Annotated in this window: 12 protein-coding genes; 11 read left to right on the top strand and 1 reads right to left on the bottom strand. The window is 67.5% G+C overall.

The window, feature by feature from the left end:
- Positions 1-48 precede the first annotated feature (48 nt).
- The 11 genes from P0086_RS08305 (at position 49) to cysG (ending at position 14,901) form a co-directional block, all read left to right on the top strand.
- Positions 49-585, top strand: a complete 537-nt coding sequence (locus tag P0086_RS08305; RefSeq protein ID WP_148188147.1) for a glyoxalase superfamily protein — start codon at positions 49-51, stop codon at positions 583-585.
- A 125-nt stretch (positions 586-710) separates the two neighbouring features.
- A complete protein-coding gene (locus tag P0086_RS08300; RefSeq protein WP_112613133.1) occupies positions 711-2,144 on the top strand; it encodes an aldehyde dehydrogenase family protein in 1,434 nt (477 codons plus the stop codon).
- Positions 2,145-2,428: 284 nt separating this feature from the next.
- On the top strand, positions 2,429-3,049 hold the full coding sequence (locus P0086_RS08295; RefSeq protein ID WP_112594781.1) for an ANTAR domain-containing response regulator: 621 nt from the start codon (positions 2,429-2,431) through the stop codon (positions 3,047-3,049).
- Between the two features lie 47 nt (positions 3,050-3,096).
- Complete coding sequence (locus P0086_RS08290; protein WP_275785236.1) at positions 3,097-4,371, top strand: CmpA/NrtA family ABC transporter substrate-binding protein; 1,275 nt, start codon at positions 3,097-3,099, stop codon at positions 4,369-4,371.
- A 355-nt stretch (positions 4,372-4,726) separates the two neighbouring features.
- The gene (locus P0086_RS08285; RefSeq protein WP_275784530.1) at positions 4,727-6,025 is read left to right on the top strand and encodes a CmpA/NrtA family ABC transporter substrate-binding protein; all 1,299 of its coding nucleotides are present in this window, start codon (positions 4,727-4,729) and stop codon (positions 6,023-6,025) included.
- Positions 6,026-6,082: 57 nt separating this feature from the next.
- Positions 6,083-6,979 (top strand): nitrate ABC transporter permease, encoded by an 897-nt coding sequence (gene ntrB, locus P0086_RS08280; RefSeq protein ID WP_112594777.1) that lies wholly within the window; start codon positions 6,083-6,085, stop codon positions 6,977-6,979.
- A gap of 11 nt (positions 6,980-6,990) precedes the next feature.
- Complete coding sequence (locus P0086_RS08275; protein WP_112594775.1) at positions 6,991-7,788, top strand: ABC transporter ATP-binding protein; 798 nt, start codon at positions 6,991-6,993, stop codon at positions 7,786-7,788.
- A 4-nt stretch (positions 7,789-7,792) separates the two neighbouring features.
- Complete coding sequence (gene nirB / locus P0086_RS08270; RefSeq protein WP_148656557.1) at positions 7,793-10,243, top strand: nitrite reductase large subunit NirB; 2,451 nt, start codon at positions 7,793-7,795, stop codon at positions 10,241-10,243.
- 135 nt (positions 10,244-10,378) lie between these two features.
- Positions 10,379-10,708, top strand: coding sequence for a nitrite reductase small subunit NirD (gene nirD, locus P0086_RS08265; RefSeq protein WP_112594772.1), 330 nt, complete (start codon positions 10,379-10,381; stop codon positions 10,706-10,708).
- 28 nt (positions 10,709-10,736) lie between these two features.
- Positions 10,737-13,391 carry a nitrate reductase gene (locus tag P0086_RS08260; protein ID WP_148191044.1) on the top strand — a complete coding sequence of 885 codons (2,655 nt, stop codon included), beginning with the start codon at positions 10,737-10,739 and terminating at the stop codon, positions 13,389-13,391.
- A complete protein-coding gene (gene cysG, locus P0086_RS08255; protein WP_148191042.1) occupies positions 13,363-14,901 on the top strand; it encodes a siroheme synthase CysG in 1,539 nt (512 codons plus the stop codon). Before P0086_RS08260 ends, cysG begins: the two co-directional genes overlap by 29 nt.
- 54 nt (positions 14,902-14,955) lie before the next feature.
- Here the strand turns inward: cysG and P0086_RS08250 are convergent, their stop codons facing one another.
- On the bottom strand, positions 14,956-16,731 hold the full coding sequence (locus P0086_RS08250) for an IlvD/Edd family dehydratase (RefSeq protein ID WP_148191246.1): 1,776 nt from the start codon (positions 16,729-16,731) through the stop codon (positions 14,956-14,958).
- Positions 16,732-16,916: the final 185 nt, after the last annotated feature.

The raw sequence follows: 16,916 nt of genomic DNA, 5'->3' as shown, positions 1-16,916 counted from the left end.
CGGCAATGCGGACACTGACGAAGGCTTCGCCCTGACAGGGGAACGGACATGCGCGACTATCGCGACGCGAAGGCCATGGCGAAAGCCATGCGGGAGGCTCTTGCCCGCCGCAATCTTGACATTACCCACAGCGAAGCCCTGGAGATCGTCGCCCGGCAGTTCGGGCTGGCGAACTGGAACTTGCTGTCCTCGCGGATCGAGGCCACGGCGGAGGACGCGATCGTCTTCGAGCGGGCGGTGCCGATCGTCCGGATCTTCGACGTCGCCAAGGCGCACGAGTTCTATCTCGGCTTCCTCGGCTTTTCGGTCGACTGGGAGCACCGCTACGGCCCGAACTTCCCGCTCTATACGCAGATCTCGCGGGGCGGCCTGCTGCTGCACCTCTCCGAACATGCGGGCGATGCGACGCCGGGCGGCAACATGGCCGTCTACATGAAGGGCGTGCGCAACCTGCAGCAGGAACTCGCCGCGAAGGACTATCGCTACATGAAGCCCGGCTTGCGGGAGGCGGACGGGCGGCTCGAGGTCGAGGTGACCGATCCCTTCGGCAACCGGATCCGCTTCATGCAGGTCAAGGCCGGCTGAGGCGGCCGCTCTCCTAGGGTTTCGTCGCAGCCACTTGCGCTTTTGCCGGCGGGGGACCATCCTCCGCCGGCCTGCCGATCGACAATGGCAGGGAGCGGCGAAAGAAACGGAAATGGGAGATCAGCATGCTCGACAAGCGCAAATTCTACATCGACGGCAAGTGGGTCGACCCGATCAAGCCGAACGACCTCGAGGTCATCAATCCGGCAACCGAGAAGCCGATCGCCTGGATCTCCATGGGCACCGCCGCCGACATCGACCGCGCGGTCGCCGCCGCGAAGAAGGCCTTCGCCACCTATAGCCAGACCGGCGTCGACGAACGCATCGCGCTTCTGGAAAAGCTCCTGTCCATCTACAAGCGCCGCTATGACGAGATGGCCCGCACGATCACGCTGGAGCTCGGCGCCCCGATCACCATGAGCACCGAGCAGCAGGCCGATGTCGGCGTCGGCCACCTGCAGGGCTTCATCGATGCACTGAAGCGGCTGAAGGGCCGCGAGGTGCTGCCGAACGGCGACGTCGTCCGCCGCGAGCCGATCGGCGTCTGCGGCCTGATCACGCCCTGGAACTGGCCGATCAACCAGATCGCGCTGAAGGTCGTGCCGGCGCTCGCGACCGGCTGCACCTGCGTGCTGAAGCCGTCCGAATTCACGCCGCTCAACGCCCTCCTCTATGCCGAGATGATCGACGAGGCCGGCTTCCCCGCCGGCACCTTCAACCTCGTCAACGGCGACGGCATCGAATGCGGTGCCGCCCTTTCGAAGCACAAGGACATCGACATGATGTCGTTCACCGGCTCGACCCGGGCGGGCATCGCCGTCAGCAAGGATGCGGCCGACACGGTCAAGCGCGTCACCCTCGAACTCGGCGGCAAGTCGCCGAACATCGTCTTCGAGGACGCCGACCTGGAAGATCGCGTCGCCGGCAGCGTCGCCGAGTGCTTCAACAATTCCGGCCAGTCCTGCGACGCACCGACGCGGATGCTGGTGCAGCGCTCGGTCTACGACAAGGTGCTCGAGATCGCCCGCAAGGCCGGCGAACAGGCCCGCGTCGGCAATCCGGAGGAGGAAGGCGGCCACATCGGCCCGCTCGTCTCGCATATCCAGTTCGGCCGCGTGCAGGCGCTGATCGAGGCCGGCGTCGCCGAAGGCGCGCGCGTGCTCGTCGGCGGCCCCGGCAAGCCGGAAGGCTTCGAGCAGGGCTACTTCGTCAGGCCGACGATCTTCGCGGACGTCAACAACCAGATGCGCATCGCCCGCGAGGAGGTGTTCGGCCCGGTGCTTTCGATCATCCCCTTCGACACCGAGGAGGAAGCGATCGCGATCGCCAACGACACCAACTACGGCCTTGCCGCCTATGTCCAGACCGGCAATGCCGACCGCGCCGAACGCGTCGCGGCCAAGCTGCGCGCCGGCATGGTGCACATCAACGGCGGCCCGCACCGCTACGGCAGCCCCTTCGGCGGCTTCAAGCAGTCCGGCAACGGCCGCGAGGGCGGCATCTTCGGGCTCGAGGATTTCCTCGAGGTCAAGACGGTCCACCGCCCGGACGCCGCCTGAGGCGGCGATCGATACCGGTCAGTCTGCCGCGACAGCTTCGGGCGCATCGCAAGATGCGCCCGATTTTGCGTAAGGACATCGCCTGCGCTCCGCCGCGCGATGAAAATCCCGCCTCTTCGCCCATAAATTAGGCAGTCCAAAAAAATGCTTGATTTTAAGGCTGCCATCGCGCATTCAGTGGCGACGGCTCCGGGGCGGATTGCGCCTGGAGCAACAGGACGACACGGCGGGCATGTCACCTTTCCAAATCCCCTCTGCGATGCGAGCATGGTTCGGCGCCCCGAATGAACGGCGGTAGACCTGTGGCCAGTCGTACCCCGAACCCGGCGAGCCTGAGTGTGCTCGTCATCGATGAAAACAGCATCCGCGCCTCGATCATAGAGGTGGGCCTGCGCGAGGCGGGCTACGACAACGTCACCATCATCGACGACATGAACGGGCTTGCGCGCCGGATCATGGAGATCAACCCGGACGTCATCGTCATCGACATCGAGAACCCCAACCGCGACATGCTGGAGAGCATCTTCCAGATCTCCCGGGCGGTGAAGCGCCCGATCGCGATGTTCGTCGACAAGTCCGACGAGGATTCGATCGTCGCGGCCGTCGATGCCGGCGTGTCCGCCTATGTCGTCGACGGCCTGAAGAAGGAGCGCGTCAAACCGATCCTCGAGATGGCGGTGAGCCGCTTCAACGCCTTCAGCCGGCTGCAGCGCGAGCTCGCCGAGGCCAGATCCGCCCTGGAGGAGCGCAAGGTCATCGACCGCGCCAAGGGCATCCTGATGAAGATGCGCGGCCTCTCCGAGGAGGAGGCCTTCGCCCTCCTGCGCCAGACTGCGATGAACGAGAAGAAGAAGATCGCCGAGATTGCCCAAAGCGTGGTCACGGCCGCGGGATTGCTGATGTGATGGCAGACGAGGGGCACGGGCTGTCGCCGGAGGAGACCGGAATGGTGATGACGATGAACGACAGCAGGACGGGGGCGCTCGCAGCGCCGCCCCGCATCGGCGGCGAAGGCGCCCGCGTGGTGCGGGCCGGGTTCATCCCGCTCGTGGATGCGTCCGTCCTGATCGCAGCGGCGGAGTTCGGCTTTGCCGAGCGGAACGGCATCAAGCTCGACCTCGTCAAGGACGTCTCCTGGGCGAACGTGCGCGACCGCCTCGCCTTCCGCCAGTTCGACATCGCCCACATGCTCTCGCCGATGCCCGTGGCCTCCATGCTCGGCCTCGGCTCAAACCCCTCGCCGACGATCACGCCGTTTTCGCTCGGCTGCGGCGGCAACGCGATCACGCTTTCGACACGGCTGTTCGAACGGATGATGGCCACCGCCGGCCTGCCGGAAACGGCCAGCGCGCTGGAGAATGCGCGCGCGCTGGCGCTGGTGATCGCCGACATGAAGGCCCGCGGCGAGACGCTGCCGACGCTTGCCATGACCTATCCGTTCTCCTCGCACAACTACGAGTTCCGCTACTGGCTCGCGGCCGGGGGCATCGATCCGGATTGCGACGTGAGGCTCGTGGTCGTGCCGCCGCCGCTGACCTCCGATGCGCTCGCCGCCGGGGCGATCGACGGCTTCTGCGTCGGCGCGCCGTGGAACATGGTGGCCTCCGAGCGCGGCGTCGGGCGCATCGTCGCCGCCAAGCAGGACATCTGGCCCTCCGCGCCGGAGAAGGTGGTCGGCATGCGGCCGGACTGGGCGGAGGCCCACCCCGAGACGGTCTCCCGGCTGATCGTCGCCCTCGACGAGGCGGCGCGCTGGTGCGATCGGGTGGACAACCACGACGCCCTCGCCGATGCGCTCGCCGATCCGCGCTACATCGCCGCCCCGGTCCAGATCATCCGCCATGTGCTTGCCGGCGAGTTCAATCTCGACGCCAAGGGACACCGGCGCGTCATCGACGACTACTTCCTGTTCCACGGCGGCTTCGCCAACTATCCGCGGCCGAGCCAGGCCCTGTGGATCTACAGCCAGATGGTCCGCTGGGGGCAGGCCGACCTGACCCCCGACAACGCCCGCGCCGCAGCATCGGCCTACCGCCCCGACCTGTACCGGGCCGCGCTCGGCGACGCCGGCGCACCGCCGGATGCCGACTTCCGCGTCGAAGGCGACAGGGACGGAGACCGCTTCATGGACGGCCACGTCTTCAATGCCGCCCGCCTGGAGGCGTATGTCGCGGGCTTCGCCGTGCGCAGCACCCGCACGGTGTCGCGGGAGGCCGGGGAGACCTGACATTTCCGTCGCGCTGCACAATTCCCTTGCAGGTGCGAAGGATTCGCCTACGGCATTCGCACAAAACATCGGCAGATGAAGCAACCGCACTGAAAACGGGCACCTGCCGGGATTCTGAATTTTCCCCTTTTATTTCAGCATATTACAGCTTCAGTTCAAAACTGGCACGCTGATTGCAAGGTCAATATCGCACCGGTCAACGGCGATCGGTGCGAGATGAGCGCGCGATAGGCGCTCACAAAAGACATCGACGTCGCAAGGTTTTTGCAGTCCGGGATCCTCCCTCCCGACGACGCATCTAACCGAGCGGCGTTTTTTTATTCCCCCATTCCGGCACAAGCAGAGGGAACTCGGTATGCAGAAGACTTTCACGACCGGCATCACCCGTCGCAGCATTCTGAAGACGACGGCGACCGCAGCATTGATCACCGCAGTCCGCACGGCCTTCCCCTCCGGCGCCTTCGCCGCCACCGCCGCGCCGGAAGTGACCGGTGCCAAGCTCGGCTTCATCGCCCTGACCGATGCCGCCCCGCTGATCGTCGCCAAGGAGAAGGGCCTGTTCGAGAAGCACGGCATGCCGGAGGTCGAGGTCCTGAAGCAGGCCTCCTGGGGCGCCACCCGCGACAATCTCGTGCTCGGCGGCGCGGCGAACGGCATCGACGGCGCCCATATCCTGACGCCGATGCCCTACCTCATGCACACCGGCAAGGTGACGCAGAACAACCAGCCCGTGCCGATGGCGATCCTCGCCCGGCTGAACTACGACAGCCAGGGGATCTCCGTCGCCAAGGAATATGCCGAGACGGGCGTGCAGCTGGATGCCTCCAAGCTCAAGGCCGCCTTCGAGAAGAAAAAGGCCGAGGGCGGCGAGATCAAGGCCGCGATGACCTTCCCCGGCGGCACCCATGACCTCTGGATCCGCTACTGGCTCGCCGCCGGCGGCATCGATCCCGACAAGGACGTCTCGACCATCGTCGTGCCGCCGCCGCAGATGGTGGCGAACATGAAGGTCGGCAACATGGACGTCTTCTGTGTCGGCGAGCCGTGGAACGAGCAGCTCGTCAACCAGGGCATCGGCTTCACCGCCGCGACCACCGGCGAGCTGTGGAAGGGCCACCCGGAAAAGGCGCTCGGCATGCGCGCCGACTGGATCGAGGCCAATCCGAATGCCGCCAAGGCGCTGCTGATGGCGGTGATGGAAGCCCAGCAGTGGTGCGACAGCATGGACAACAAGGAGGAGATGTCGACCATCCTCGGCAAGCGCCAGTGGTTCAACGTGCCGCCGAAGGACGTCCTCGGCCGCCTCAAGGGCGACATCAACTACGGCAACGGCCGGGTCGTCAACGGCACGGACCTGCAGATGAAGTTCTGGGCGGGCGGCGTCTCCTATCCCTTCAAGAGCCACGACACGTGGTTCCTCGCCGAGAACATCCGCTGGGGCAAGTTCGCTCCCGACACGGACATCAAGGCGCTGGTCGACAAGGTCAACCGCGAGGAAATCTGGCGCGCCGCCGCCAAGGACCTCGGCGTGGCCGCGGCCGACATCCCCGCCTCGCCCTCGCGCGGCAAGGAGACCTTCTTCGACGGCAAGGTCTTCGATCCGGAGAACCCGTCCGCCTACCTCGACAGCCTTGCGATCAAGGCAGCGTCCTGATCCCCGCCACCGGCGCGGGAACCGCGCCGGTCACCCCGATCCCATGAGGAGCGCTCCATGACCGCCCTGGCCAAGAAAAAAGACGTAATCGCGACGGCCGCAGCCGCGCCCAAGACCGCAACCATCCTGCCGCTCGCCAAGCGCCCGGCGGCCAAGTTCGATGCCGCCAAGATCGCCGCATCGCTCGGCCGCAACGTGCTGCCGCCGCTGGTGGTGCTCGCCATCCTGCTCGCCGTCTGGCAGATGCTCTGTTCGTCGCCCACCGCCTCGCTGCCGTCGCCGCTCCAGGTCTGGCAGGAGAGCTACGACCTGATCGCCTTCCCCTTCTTCGACTACGGTTCCCAGGACATCGGCCTCGGCTGGCGCGTCATCGTCTCGCTGCAGCGCGTCGCCTACGGCTTCGGCCTTGCGGCGATCGTGGGCGTGGTCGTCGGCGCCGTCATCGGCCAGTCCGTCTGGGCCATGCGCGGGCTCGACCCGATCTTCCAGGTGCTGCGCACCGTGCCGCCGCTCGCCTGGCTGCCGCTGTCGCTCGCAGCGTTCCAGGACTCGAACCCCTCGGCGATCTTCGTGATCTTCATCACCTCGATCTGGCCGGTCATCATCAATACCGCCGTCGGCGTGCGCAACATCCCGCAGGACTATCGCAACGTCGCCCAGGTGCTGCGGCTGAACCAGCTGGAGTTCTTCTGGAAGATCATGCTGCCGTCGGCCGCCCCCTACATCTTCACCGGCCTGCGCATCGGCGTCGGCCTGTCGTGGCTTGCGATCGTCGCAGCCGAGATGCTGACCGGCGGCGTCGGCATCGGCTTCTTCATCTGGGATGCCTGGAACTCCTCGCGCCTGCCCGACATCATCGTCGCCCTCGCCTACATCGGCGTCGTCGGCTTCGCCCTCGACAAGCTCGTGGCCGCGGCGGGCCGCATCATCACCCGCGGCGCTTCGGCCAATTGAGAGGAACGAACATGACCGCCTATCTCAAGCTCGACCATATCGACAAGCATTTCGACCGGGGCGGCGTGCGCGCCGAGGTTCTGAAAGGCATCAACCTTTCGATCGCCAAGGGCGAATTCGTCTCGATCATCGGCCATTCCGGCTGCGGCAAGTCCACGCTCCTGAACCTGATCGCCGGGCTGACGCCGGTGTCTTCGGGCGGCGTCCTCTTGGAGAACCGGGAGGTCAACGCCCCCGGGCCGGAACGCGCCGTCGTCTTCCAGAACCACAGCCTGCTGCCCTGGCTGTCGGTCTACGAGAACGTCAATCTCGCCGTCTCCAAGGTGTTCAGCAGCACCAAGTCCAAGGCCGAGCGCCATGACTGGGTCATGCACAACCTCGATCTCGTGCAGATGGCACATGCGAAGGACAAGCGGCCCTCGGAGATCTCCGGCGGCATGAAGCAGCGCGTCGGCATCGCCCGTGCGCTGGCGATGGAGCCGAAGATCCTGTTGCTCGACGAGCCCTTCGGCGCGCTCGATGCCTTGACCCGCGCCCACCTGCAGGATGCGGTCATGGAGATCCACGCCCGGCTCGGCAACACGATGGTGATGATCACCCACGACGTGGACGAGGCGGTGCTGCTGTCCGACCGCATCGTGATGATGACGAACGGGCCGGCGGCCAGGATCGGCGAAGTGCTTCCGGTACAGATCGACCGCCCCCGCAACCGCATCGAGCTCGCCTCCGACCGCACCTACCTGAAGTGCCGCGAGGCCGTCCTGAAATTCCTCTACGAGCGTCACCGCTTCGTCGAAGCCGCGGAGTAACACTATGGCTGAAAAACTCGTCATCATCGGCAACGGCATGGCACCCGGGCGCATGCTGGAGCACCTGTTCGAGAAGGCGCCCGGCCAGTACCAGGTCACGATCTTCAACGCCGAGCCGCGCGTGAACTACGATCGCATCATGCTCTCGCCGGTGCTCTCGGGGGAGAAGACCTACGAGCAGATCGTCATCCACGGCGACGGCTGGTACATCGAACACGGCATCACCCTCTACAAGGGCCACCGGATCGTCGCGATCGACCGCGACGCCAAGACGGTGACCTCCGACCACGGCGTGACGGAAAGCTACGACAAGCTCGTCATCGCCACCGGCTCGGTGCCCTTCATCATCCCCGTTCCCGGCAAGGACCTGCCGGGTGTCATCACCTACCGCGACCTCGACGACGTCGAGGCCATGCTGCTCGCCGCCCAGTCGCGCGAGAAGGCCGTCGTCATCGGCGGCGGCCTGCTCGGCCTCGAGGCCGCCGCGGGTCTTGCGAACCGCGGCATGGACGTCACCGTGCTGCACGTCATGCCGACGCTGATGGAACGCCAGCTCGATCCCGCCGCCGGCTACCTGCTGCAGAAGGCGGTGGAGGAACGCGGCATCAAGGTCATCTGCAAGGCCAACACCAAGCAGATCATCGGCAACGGCAAGGTCGAGGGCATCGAACTCGACGACGGCCGCATCATTCCGGCGACGCTGGTGGTGATGGCCGTCGGCATCCGCCCGAATGTCGGGCTGGCGAAGGACGCCGGCCTCGCCGTCAACCGCGGCATCGTCGTCGACCACGGCATGCAGACCTCGGACGGCAGCATCCTTGCGGTCGGCGAGTGCGCCGAGGTCGGCGGCATGGTCTATGGCCTCGTGGCGCCGCTCTACGAGATGGCGCGGGTCGCCGCCTCGCATCTTTCCGGCGACAGCACGGCCGCCTTCGTCCATTCGGATACGCCCACCAAGCTCAAGGTCACCGGCATCGACCTCTATTCGCTCGGCGACTTCGCCGACGGGGACGATCGCGAGGAGATCGTGCTCCGCGACGCCAGCGCCGGCGTCTACAAGCGCCTCGTGCTGAAGGACAACCGCATCATCGGCACCGTGCTCTACGGCGAGACCGCCGACGGCGCCTGGTTCAACGATCTGAAGAAGAAGCAGACCGACATCTCCGAGATGCGCGAGACGCTGATCTTCGGACAGGCCTACCAGGGAGGGTCGCCGCTGGACCCTTTGGCGGCCGTTGCAGCCTTGCCGGATGACGCGGAGATCTGTGGCTGCAACGGCGTCTGCAAGGGCAAGATCACCTCGACGATCACCGCCAAGGGCCTGACGACGCTGGACGACGTGCGCGCCCACACCAAGGCGTCGGCCTCCTGCGGTTCCTGCACCGGCCTCGTCGAGCAGCTGATGACGCTGACGCTCGGCGACAGCTACAACCCCGCCGCCGTCCAGCCGATGTGCACCTGCACCGAGCTCGGCCATGACGACGTCCGCCGGCTGATCAAGGCCAAGGGCCTGAAGAGCATTCCGGCCGTCCTGCAGGAGCTGGAATGGAAGACCTCCTGCGGCTGCGCCAAGTGCCGTCCGGCGCTGAACTACTACCTCGTCTGCGACTGGCCGGACGAATATGCCGACGACTACCAGTCGCGCTTCATCAACGAGCGCGTCCACGCCAACATCCAGAAGGACGGCACCTATTCGGTCGTTCCGCGCATGTGGGGCGGGGTCACGAATTCGAAGGAACTGCGCGCCATCGCCGACGTCGTCGACAAGTACGACGTGCCGCTGGTCAAGGTCACCGGCGGTCAGCGTATCGACCTGCTCGGCATCGAGAAGGAGGACCTGCCGGCGGTCTGGGCGGATCTCGGCAAGGCCGGTTTCGTTTCCGGCCAAGCCTATGCCAAGGGCCTGCGCACCGTGAAGACCTGCGTCGGCTCCGACTGGTGCCGCTTCGGAACGCAGGATTCCACCGGTCTCGGCATCCGCATCGAGAAGTTCATGTGGGGCTCGTGGACCCCGGCGAAGCTGAAGATGGCCGTCTCCGGATGTCCGCGCAACTGCGCCGAGGCGACCTGCAAGGACATCGGCGTGATCTGCGTGGACTCCGGCTTCGAGATCCACTTCGCCGGGGCGGCCGGCCTCGACATCAAGGGCACCGAGGTGCTCGGGCTGGTCAAGACCGAGGACGAGGCGCTGGAGCACATCGTGGCCCTGACGCAGATGTACCGCGAGCAGGCCCGCTACCTGGAGCGCATCTACAAATGGGCCAAGCGCATCGGCCTCGACGAGATCCGCCGCCAGATCATGGGCGATGCCGAGAAGCGCAAGGCCTTCTACGAGCGCTTCGTCTTCTCCCAGAAGTTCGCCCAGGTGGACCCCTGGTCGGAGCGCGTCTCCGGCAAGGACAAGCACGAGTTCCGGCCGATGGCCTCGGTCGGTTTCAGCGAGGCCGCGGAGTGATCGCGTCTCTCCCTTGAGGATCGAGGTCGCCGCAAAGCGGCGGGCGGGGCGGTGTCTGGAGGAGACCTGCCCCGCCGGGAAATTTCCACGGCAGCCGGCTCCGGCCGCGCGGAAGAGGACAGAAAGGACAGGCAGATGAACTGGTTCCACATCGGCAGCATCGACGACATCCCGCTGCGCGGCGCGCGCTGCGTGAAGACGCCGCAGGGCAAGATCGGCGTGTTCCGCACCGCCGAGAACGAGGTCTTCGCCATCGAGGATCATTGCCCGCACAAGGGCGGACCGCTCAGCCAGGGCATCGTGCACGGCAATTCGGTGACATGTCCCCTGCACAACTGGGTCATTTCGCTGGAAACCGGCAAGGCGCTCGGCGCCGACGAGGGTTCGGTGCGGACCATCCCCTTAAGGAACGAAGACGGAAAGCTCTTCATCGCGCTCGAAGCCGTGATGATGGCGGCGGAGTGACCGTCTGATCGCCTGACAGGAGCCCCGAATGCCGACTGAAACCCGGACCACCTGCCCCTATTGCGGCGTCGGCTGCGGCGTGATCGCGCGCGTCGAAGACGATGGCCGTGTCTCCGTCAAGGGTGATCCCGAGCATCCGGCGAACTACGGGCGCCTGTGCTCGAAGGGCTCGGCGCTCGCCGAGACCATCGACCTCGACGGGCGCCTGCTCCATCCCGAAATCGATGGCAGGCGGGCCGGTTGGGACGAGGCGCTGGATCTCGTGGCAACACGCTTCGCCGGGGCCATCGCCGAGCACGGCCCGGATTCGGTCGCTTTCTACGTCTCCGGCCAGTTGCTGACCGAGGACTACTATGTCGCCAACAAGCTGATGAAGGGCTTCATCGGCTCGGCCAACATCGACACCAATTCCCGCCTGTGCATGTCCTCCTCCGTCGCCGGCCATCGCCGCGCCTTCGGCGCCGATACGGTGCCCGGGACCTACGAGGATCTCGAGCTTGCCGACCTGGTGATCCTGACCGGTTCGAACCTCGCCTGGTGCCATCCCGTCATCTACCAGCGGCTGGCGGCCGCCAAGGCGGCGCGGCCGGGCATGAAGGTGGTCGTCATCGACCCGCGCCGGACGATGACGTCCGACATCGCCGACCTGCACCTGGCCATCCGCCCGGACGGCGACGTGGCCCTGTTCAACGGCCTCCTGGCGCACCTGGCAAAGAGCACGGCGATCGACGAGAACTATGTCACGGCCCACACGGCCGGCTTTGCGGAGGCCTTCGCCGCTGCGAGCACGATGACGTTTCCCGCGCTGATGGAGCGGACCGGGCTCGGCGCCAGCGAGCTCCGCCAGTTCTTCGGCCTGTTCGAGCGGACCGAGAAGGTCGTCACCTGCTACAGCCAGGGCGTCAACCAGTCCGCCTCCGGCACCGACAAGGTCAACGCCATCATCAACTGTCACCTCGCCACCGGCCGCATCGGCCGTCCCGGCATGGGGCCCTTCTCCCTGACCGGGCAGCCGAACGCCATGGGCGGCCGCGAAGTCGGTGGCCTCGCCAACATGCTGGCCGCGCACATGGCGATCGAGAACGCCGAGGACCGCGACCGCGTGCAGCGCTTCTGGCAGTCGCCCACGATCGCCGGGCGGCCGGGACTGAAGGCGGTGGACATGTTCCAGGCCGTGGCCGACGGTCGCATCAAGGCGCTGTGGATCATGGCCACCAACCCGGTCGTCTCGATGCCGGATGCCGGCGCGGTCGAGGCGGCGATCCGGGCCTGCCCCTTTGTCGTCGTATCCGACATGCTGGCGACGACCGACAGCGCCCGCCACGCGCACGTGCTGCTGCCCTCCATCGGATGGGGCGAGAAGGACGGCACCGTCACCAATTCCGAGCGCCGCATCTCGCGCCAGCGCCCGTTCCTCGCCGCGCCCGGCGATGCCCGCGCCGACTGGTGGCAATTGGCCGAAGTGGCCCGTCGCATGGGCTATTCCGGCTTCGACTACGCCTCGCCCTCGGACATCTTCGGCGAGCACGCGCGCCTCTCGACCTTCGAAAACGACGGCAGCCGCGATTTCGACATCGGCGCCCATGCCGCAATCGGACACGCCGCCTATGACGCCCTGGCGCCGTTCCAGTGGCCGCAACCCGAAGGCGGCAGGCCGGCGACGACGCGCTTCTTCGCGAAAGGCGGTTACTACCATGCCGACGGCAAGGCGCGCTTCGTCCCCGCCGTGCCGGCCGAGACGGACCGCACCAGCGCCGCCTACCCCTTCACGCTCAACACCGGCCGCATCCGCGACCAGTGGCACACGATGACGCGGACGGGCAAGAGCGCCCGCCTCTCCGCCCATATCGCCGAGCCGTTCGCCGAGATCCATCCGCGCGACGCGATGGACATCGGGGTCGCCAATGCCGACCTCGTGGAGGTCGAGAGCCCGCTCGGAACGGCCATCGTGCGCGCCCTCGTCACCGACCGCCAGGCGCGCGGCAGCATCTTCGTGCCGATGCACTGGAACGACCAGTTCGCCGCAAAGGCCCGCATCGATGCGCTCGTGCCGCCGGTCACCGACAGGGTATCCGGCCAGCCGGCATCGAAGAACGTCGCCGTCACCGCCCGCCCCTTCGCGGCCTCGACATACGGCTTTGCCGTGTCCGCCCAAAGGCCCTCGGCACCCGAGGCGGACTATTGGGCCATCGCCAGGGCCGATGGCGGCTGGCGGATCGAACTCGCCTTCGGCCGGGCGGTCGAGGACTGGGCGGCGTGGTGCCGCAGCACCTTCGCCCTTTCCCCCGACCTCGAGCCGCTCGGCTATGCCGACCGCCAGACCGGAGACCTCCGGCTCGCCTTCTTCGACGGCGACCGGCTGCTCGCCGCCCTCTTCCTCGCCCGCGAGCCGGTGGCGGTCGCGCGCAACTGGGCGGTATCGCAGCTGAGCGCCGAACATGGCGACCTACGCAAGCGCTTCACCCTCGTCGCCGGCCGCCCCGGCGCCGACCGGCCCGATCCGGGCGCGACCGTCTGCTCGTGCTTCTCCGTCGGCGTCAACCAGATCGTCGCCGCGGTCCGCGGCGGCTGCCACACCGTCGCCGACGTCGGCAAGCAGACCAATGCCGGAACCAATTGCGGCTCCTGCCGCGCCGAGATCAGGGGGATCATCGATGGATGCCTTGCAGCCGCAGCGGAATGACGCTCCCGCCCGCATGGAGGCACTTGCGAAGCTGCCGGTCTTCTGGTCGCTGCAGGGCAAACGGGCCATCGTCGCCGGGGGCTCCGATGCCGCCGCCTGGAAGGCCGAGCTGCTGGCCGCCTGCGGCGCCGAGGTGCATGTCTACGCGCCTGAGCTTTCCGAGACATTCGCGGCGCTGATGGGAGACGCCCAGGGCGGAGCGGCGCTCGCCCCGCGAGCAGACGGCGCCAGCACCGATCGCCCCGGCGGCTACGTCCATCACCCGAGGGACTGGGACAGCGCCGCTTTCGCTGGCGCCGCGCTGGCGATCGCCGATTGCGAGGACGATGCGGACGCCCGGAGCTTCTACGAATCGGCCCGGGCCGCCGGCGTCCCCGTCAACGTCATCGACAAGCCGGCCTTCTGCCAGTTCCAGTTCGGATCGATCGTCAACCGCTCGCCCGTCGTCGTTGCGATTTCCACCGACGGCGCCGCACCGATCCTCGCGCAGGCGATCCGCCGCCGGATCGAGACGCTGCTGCCGCGCAGCCTCAAGTCCTGGGCCGAACTCGCGCAAGGTTTGCGCGAGCGCGTCAATGCAAGCCTGCTGCCCGGCCCGCAGCGCCGCGCCTTCTGGGAGCGTTTCGTCGACCGGGCCTTCGCCACGGTCGCCGCGCCGGAGAAGAGCGCCGGCCGGGCGCTTCTCGCAGACGCCGAAAGGATCGCCACAGCCCCCTCCGCCGGCCGCGTGACGCTGGTCGGCGCGGGCCCCGGCGACGCCGAACTCCTCACGCTGAAAGCCGTCCGCGCCCTGCAGGCGGCCGACGTCATCCTCTTCGACGACCTCGTCTCGGACGACGTGCTCGAGCTCGCCCGACGGGAAGCCAAGCGCCTGCTCGTCGGCAAGCGCGGCGGGCGCGAGAGCTGCCGCCAAGAGGACATCAACGCGACGATGGTCAAGCTCGCCAAGGCCGGCAAGCGGGTCGTGCGGCTGAAATCCGGCGATCCGATGGTCTTCGGCCGCGCCGGCGAGGAGATCGCCCATCTCGACCGCGAGGGGATCGCCGTCGACGTCATCCCCGGCATCACGGCCGCCAGCGCCATGGCCTCGCGGCTCGGCCTCTCGCTGACGCACCGCGACCACGCCCAGTCGGTCCGCTTCATCACCGGCCACTCGCGCCACGGCGGCCTGCCGACGGACGTCGACTGGCGCTCGGTCGCCGACCCGCGCACCACGACGGTCTTCTACATGGGCGGACGCACCGCGGCGCTGATCGCCGACCGGCTGGTGGCCGAGGGCCTGCCGCCGGCAACGGCGGCGATCGTCATCAGCGACGTCAGCCGGCCGACGGAGCGCAAATGGAGCGGCACGCTGGAACGGCTGGCCGACGGCATTGCGGAGATCGGCTTCGACAATCCGGTGCTCATCGCCATCGGCAGCGCGCTGGCTGCCCGCACCACCGCCGGCAACGATGACCGCGACGCCGGCGGTCTTGCCGACGGGCCGGCGCCGGCGAAGGCTGTCGGCTGAGGCGGCCGGCGAACACGCCTTGCCCGTCCGTCCGGCCCGCTGTCTGCCGCGGCTTCAGTGGTTGTGCCGCGGCGGGGTCGCAGCGATGCCGCGGAACTCCGCCGCCCCGTCGATCACCGCGCCGTCGGACAGCTGGGTGACGGTCTTCCGGTAGATCCGCTGCCAGGGCGTCGCATCGGCGGGGACCGGCGGGATGCCGTCCTTCCGTCGCCGGTCGATCTCCGCTTCGTCCACCAGCATGTCGCAACGTCCCGTCGCGAGATCGATGCGGATCCTGTCGCCGGTGCGCAGCCAGGCGAGCCCGCCGCCGGCGGCACTTTCCGGCGAGGCATTGAGAATGGAGGGACTGTCGGCGGTCCCCGACTGGCGTCCGTCGCCGATGGTCGGCAGGCTGGTGACGCCCCGCTTCAGGAGATGGTCGGGCGGCTGCATGTTGACCACCTCCGCCGAGCCCGGCCAGCCGAGCGGGCCGGCGCCGCGGATGACGAGAATGCAGCGCTCGTCGATGTCGAGTGCAGGATCGTTGATGCGCCGGTGATAGTCCTCCGAGCCGTCGAACACGATCGCCCGTCCCTCGAACACGCCCTCCCGGCCCGGCTCGCTGAGATAGCGCGCGCGAAACTCCTCCGAGATCACGCTGGTCTTCATGATCGCGAAGTCGAACAGGTTGCCCTTCAGCACCAGGAACCCCGCGCGCTCCTTCAACGGCTGGTCGAACGGCCGGATCACCTCGCGATCGGTCGCCTGCCGTCCCTCGAGATTCTGCGCCACGCTCCTGCCGGTGACCGTCGGACAGCTGCCATCGAGCCTGCCGGCGTCGAGCAGTTCGCGCATGATCGCCGGCACGCCGCCGGCGCGGTGGAAGCGCTCGCCGAGGAAGCGGCCGGCCGGCTGCACGTCGGCGAGCAGCGGAATGTCGTAGCCGTGCTCCTGCCAGTCCTCCGGGCGCAGCTCGACGCCGGCATGCTTGGCCATCGCCGCCAGATGCGGCTGCGCATTGGTGGAGCCGCCGATCGCGGAATTGACGCGCACGGCGTTGAGGAAGGCCGCCCGGGTGAGGATGTCGCAAGGCCGGATGTTCTCGATCACCAGTTCGACCGCGCGCCGGCCCGTCCGGTAGGCCATCTGCCCGCGCTCGCGATAGGCGGCGGGAATCGCAGCGCAACCCGTCAGCGACAGGCCGAGCGCCTCGGCGAGCGCGTTCATCGTCGAGGCCGTGCCCATCGTGTTGCAGTGGCCGATCGAGGGGGCCGAATCCATCACCGCATCGACGAACTCCACCGCATCGATCTCGCCTGCGGCATACTTGCGGCGCGAGCGCCACAGCACCGTGCCCGAGCCGACGAGGTCGCCCTCATGCCAGCCGTCGAGCATCGGCCCGCCGGACAGCACGATCGCCGGAATGTCGACCGTCGAGGCCGCCATGATCGCCGACGGCGTGGTCTTGTCGCATCCCGTCGTCAGCACGACGCCGTCGAGCGGATAGCCGTAGAGGATCTCCACCAGGCCGAGATAGGCGAGGTTGCGGTCGAGGGCCGCCGTCGGCCGCTTGCAGTTCTCGAAGATCGGATGCGTCGGAAACTCGATCGGGATCCCGCCGGCATCGCGGATGCCGTCGCGCACGCGCTTGGCGAGATCGACGTGATGGCGGTTGCAGGGCGTCAGATCGCTGCCGCTCTGGGCAATGCCGATGACCGGTTTTCCCGACCGCAGCTCCTCCGGCGTGATCCCCTGGTTCATGAACCGCTCGAGGTAGAGCGCCGTCATGTCGATGTGGTCGGGGTTGTCGAACCACTCCTGCGAGCGCAACCGGCGACCGCGGTCCTGCATGTTTCCTGCCATCGTCTCTTCCCTGTCCGTGTCTGCGCGGCGAACCGGCCGGCGGTTCGCGCCTCTTCCTCGACGCCGAACATTTCACTGCTTGGCGGCCGGATCAACGGTGCCGCCACGCTTTTCGACAATGGCGGCGATGCTTCATGCGCGGTCCTGATGAAGCCATCAATTTTGCTGACTGG

The organism is Mycoplana sp. MJR14 (assembly GCF_029210525.1).
Lineage (GTDB): Bacteria > Pseudomonadota > Alphaproteobacteria > Rhizobiales > Rhizobiaceae > Mycoplana.
The sequence above is the reverse complement of the archived record's forward strand: the minus strand, read 5'-3'. Positions and strand labels throughout refer to the sequence as shown.

What these genes read in the sequence shown, in the direction of transcription:
- P0086_RS08260 (WP_148191044.1), top strand. Translation starts at nt 10,737, where the DNA reads ATGCCGACTGAAACCCGGACCACCTGCCCCTATTGCGGCGTCGGCTGC.
- P0086_RS08250 (WP_148191246.1), bottom strand. Translation starts at nt 16,731, where the DNA reads ATGCAGGACCGCGGTCGCCGGTTGCGCTCGCAGGAGTGGTTCGACAAC.
- P0086_RS08290 (WP_275785236.1), top strand. Translation starts at nt 3,097, where the DNA reads ATGACGATGAACGACAGCAGGACGGGGGCGCTCGCAGCGCCGCCCCGC.
- P0086_RS08305 (WP_148188147.1), top strand. Translation starts at nt 49, where the DNA reads ATGCGCGACTATCGCGACGCGAAGGCCATGGCGAAAGCCATGCGGGAG.
- cysG (WP_148191042.1), top strand. Translation starts at nt 13,363, where the DNA reads ATGGATGCCTTGCAGCCGCAGCGGAATGACGCTCCCGCCCGCATGGAG.
- nirB (WP_148656557.1), top strand. Translation starts at nt 7,793, where the DNA reads ATGGCTGAAAAACTCGTCATCATCGGCAACGGCATGGCACCCGGGCGC.
- P0086_RS08275 (WP_112594775.1), top strand. Translation starts at nt 6,991, where the DNA reads ATGACCGCCTATCTCAAGCTCGACCATATCGACAAGCATTTCGACCGG.
- P0086_RS08285 (WP_275784530.1), top strand. Translation starts at nt 4,727, where the DNA reads ATGCAGAAGACTTTCACGACCGGCATCACCCGTCGCAGCATTCTGAAG.
- P0086_RS08295 (WP_112594781.1), top strand. Translation starts at nt 2,429, where the DNA reads ATGAACGGCGGTAGACCTGTGGCCAGTCGTACCCCGAACCCGGCGAGC.
- P0086_RS08300 (WP_112613133.1), top strand. Translation starts at nt 711, where the DNA reads ATGCTCGACAAGCGCAAATTCTACATCGACGGCAAGTGGGTCGACCCG.
- ntrB (WP_112594777.1), top strand. Translation starts at nt 6,083, where the DNA reads ATGACCGCCCTGGCCAAGAAAAAAGACGTAATCGCGACGGCCGCAGCC.
- nirD (WP_112594772.1), top strand. Translation starts at nt 10,379, where the DNA reads ATGAACTGGTTCCACATCGGCAGCATCGACGACATCCCGCTGCGCGGC.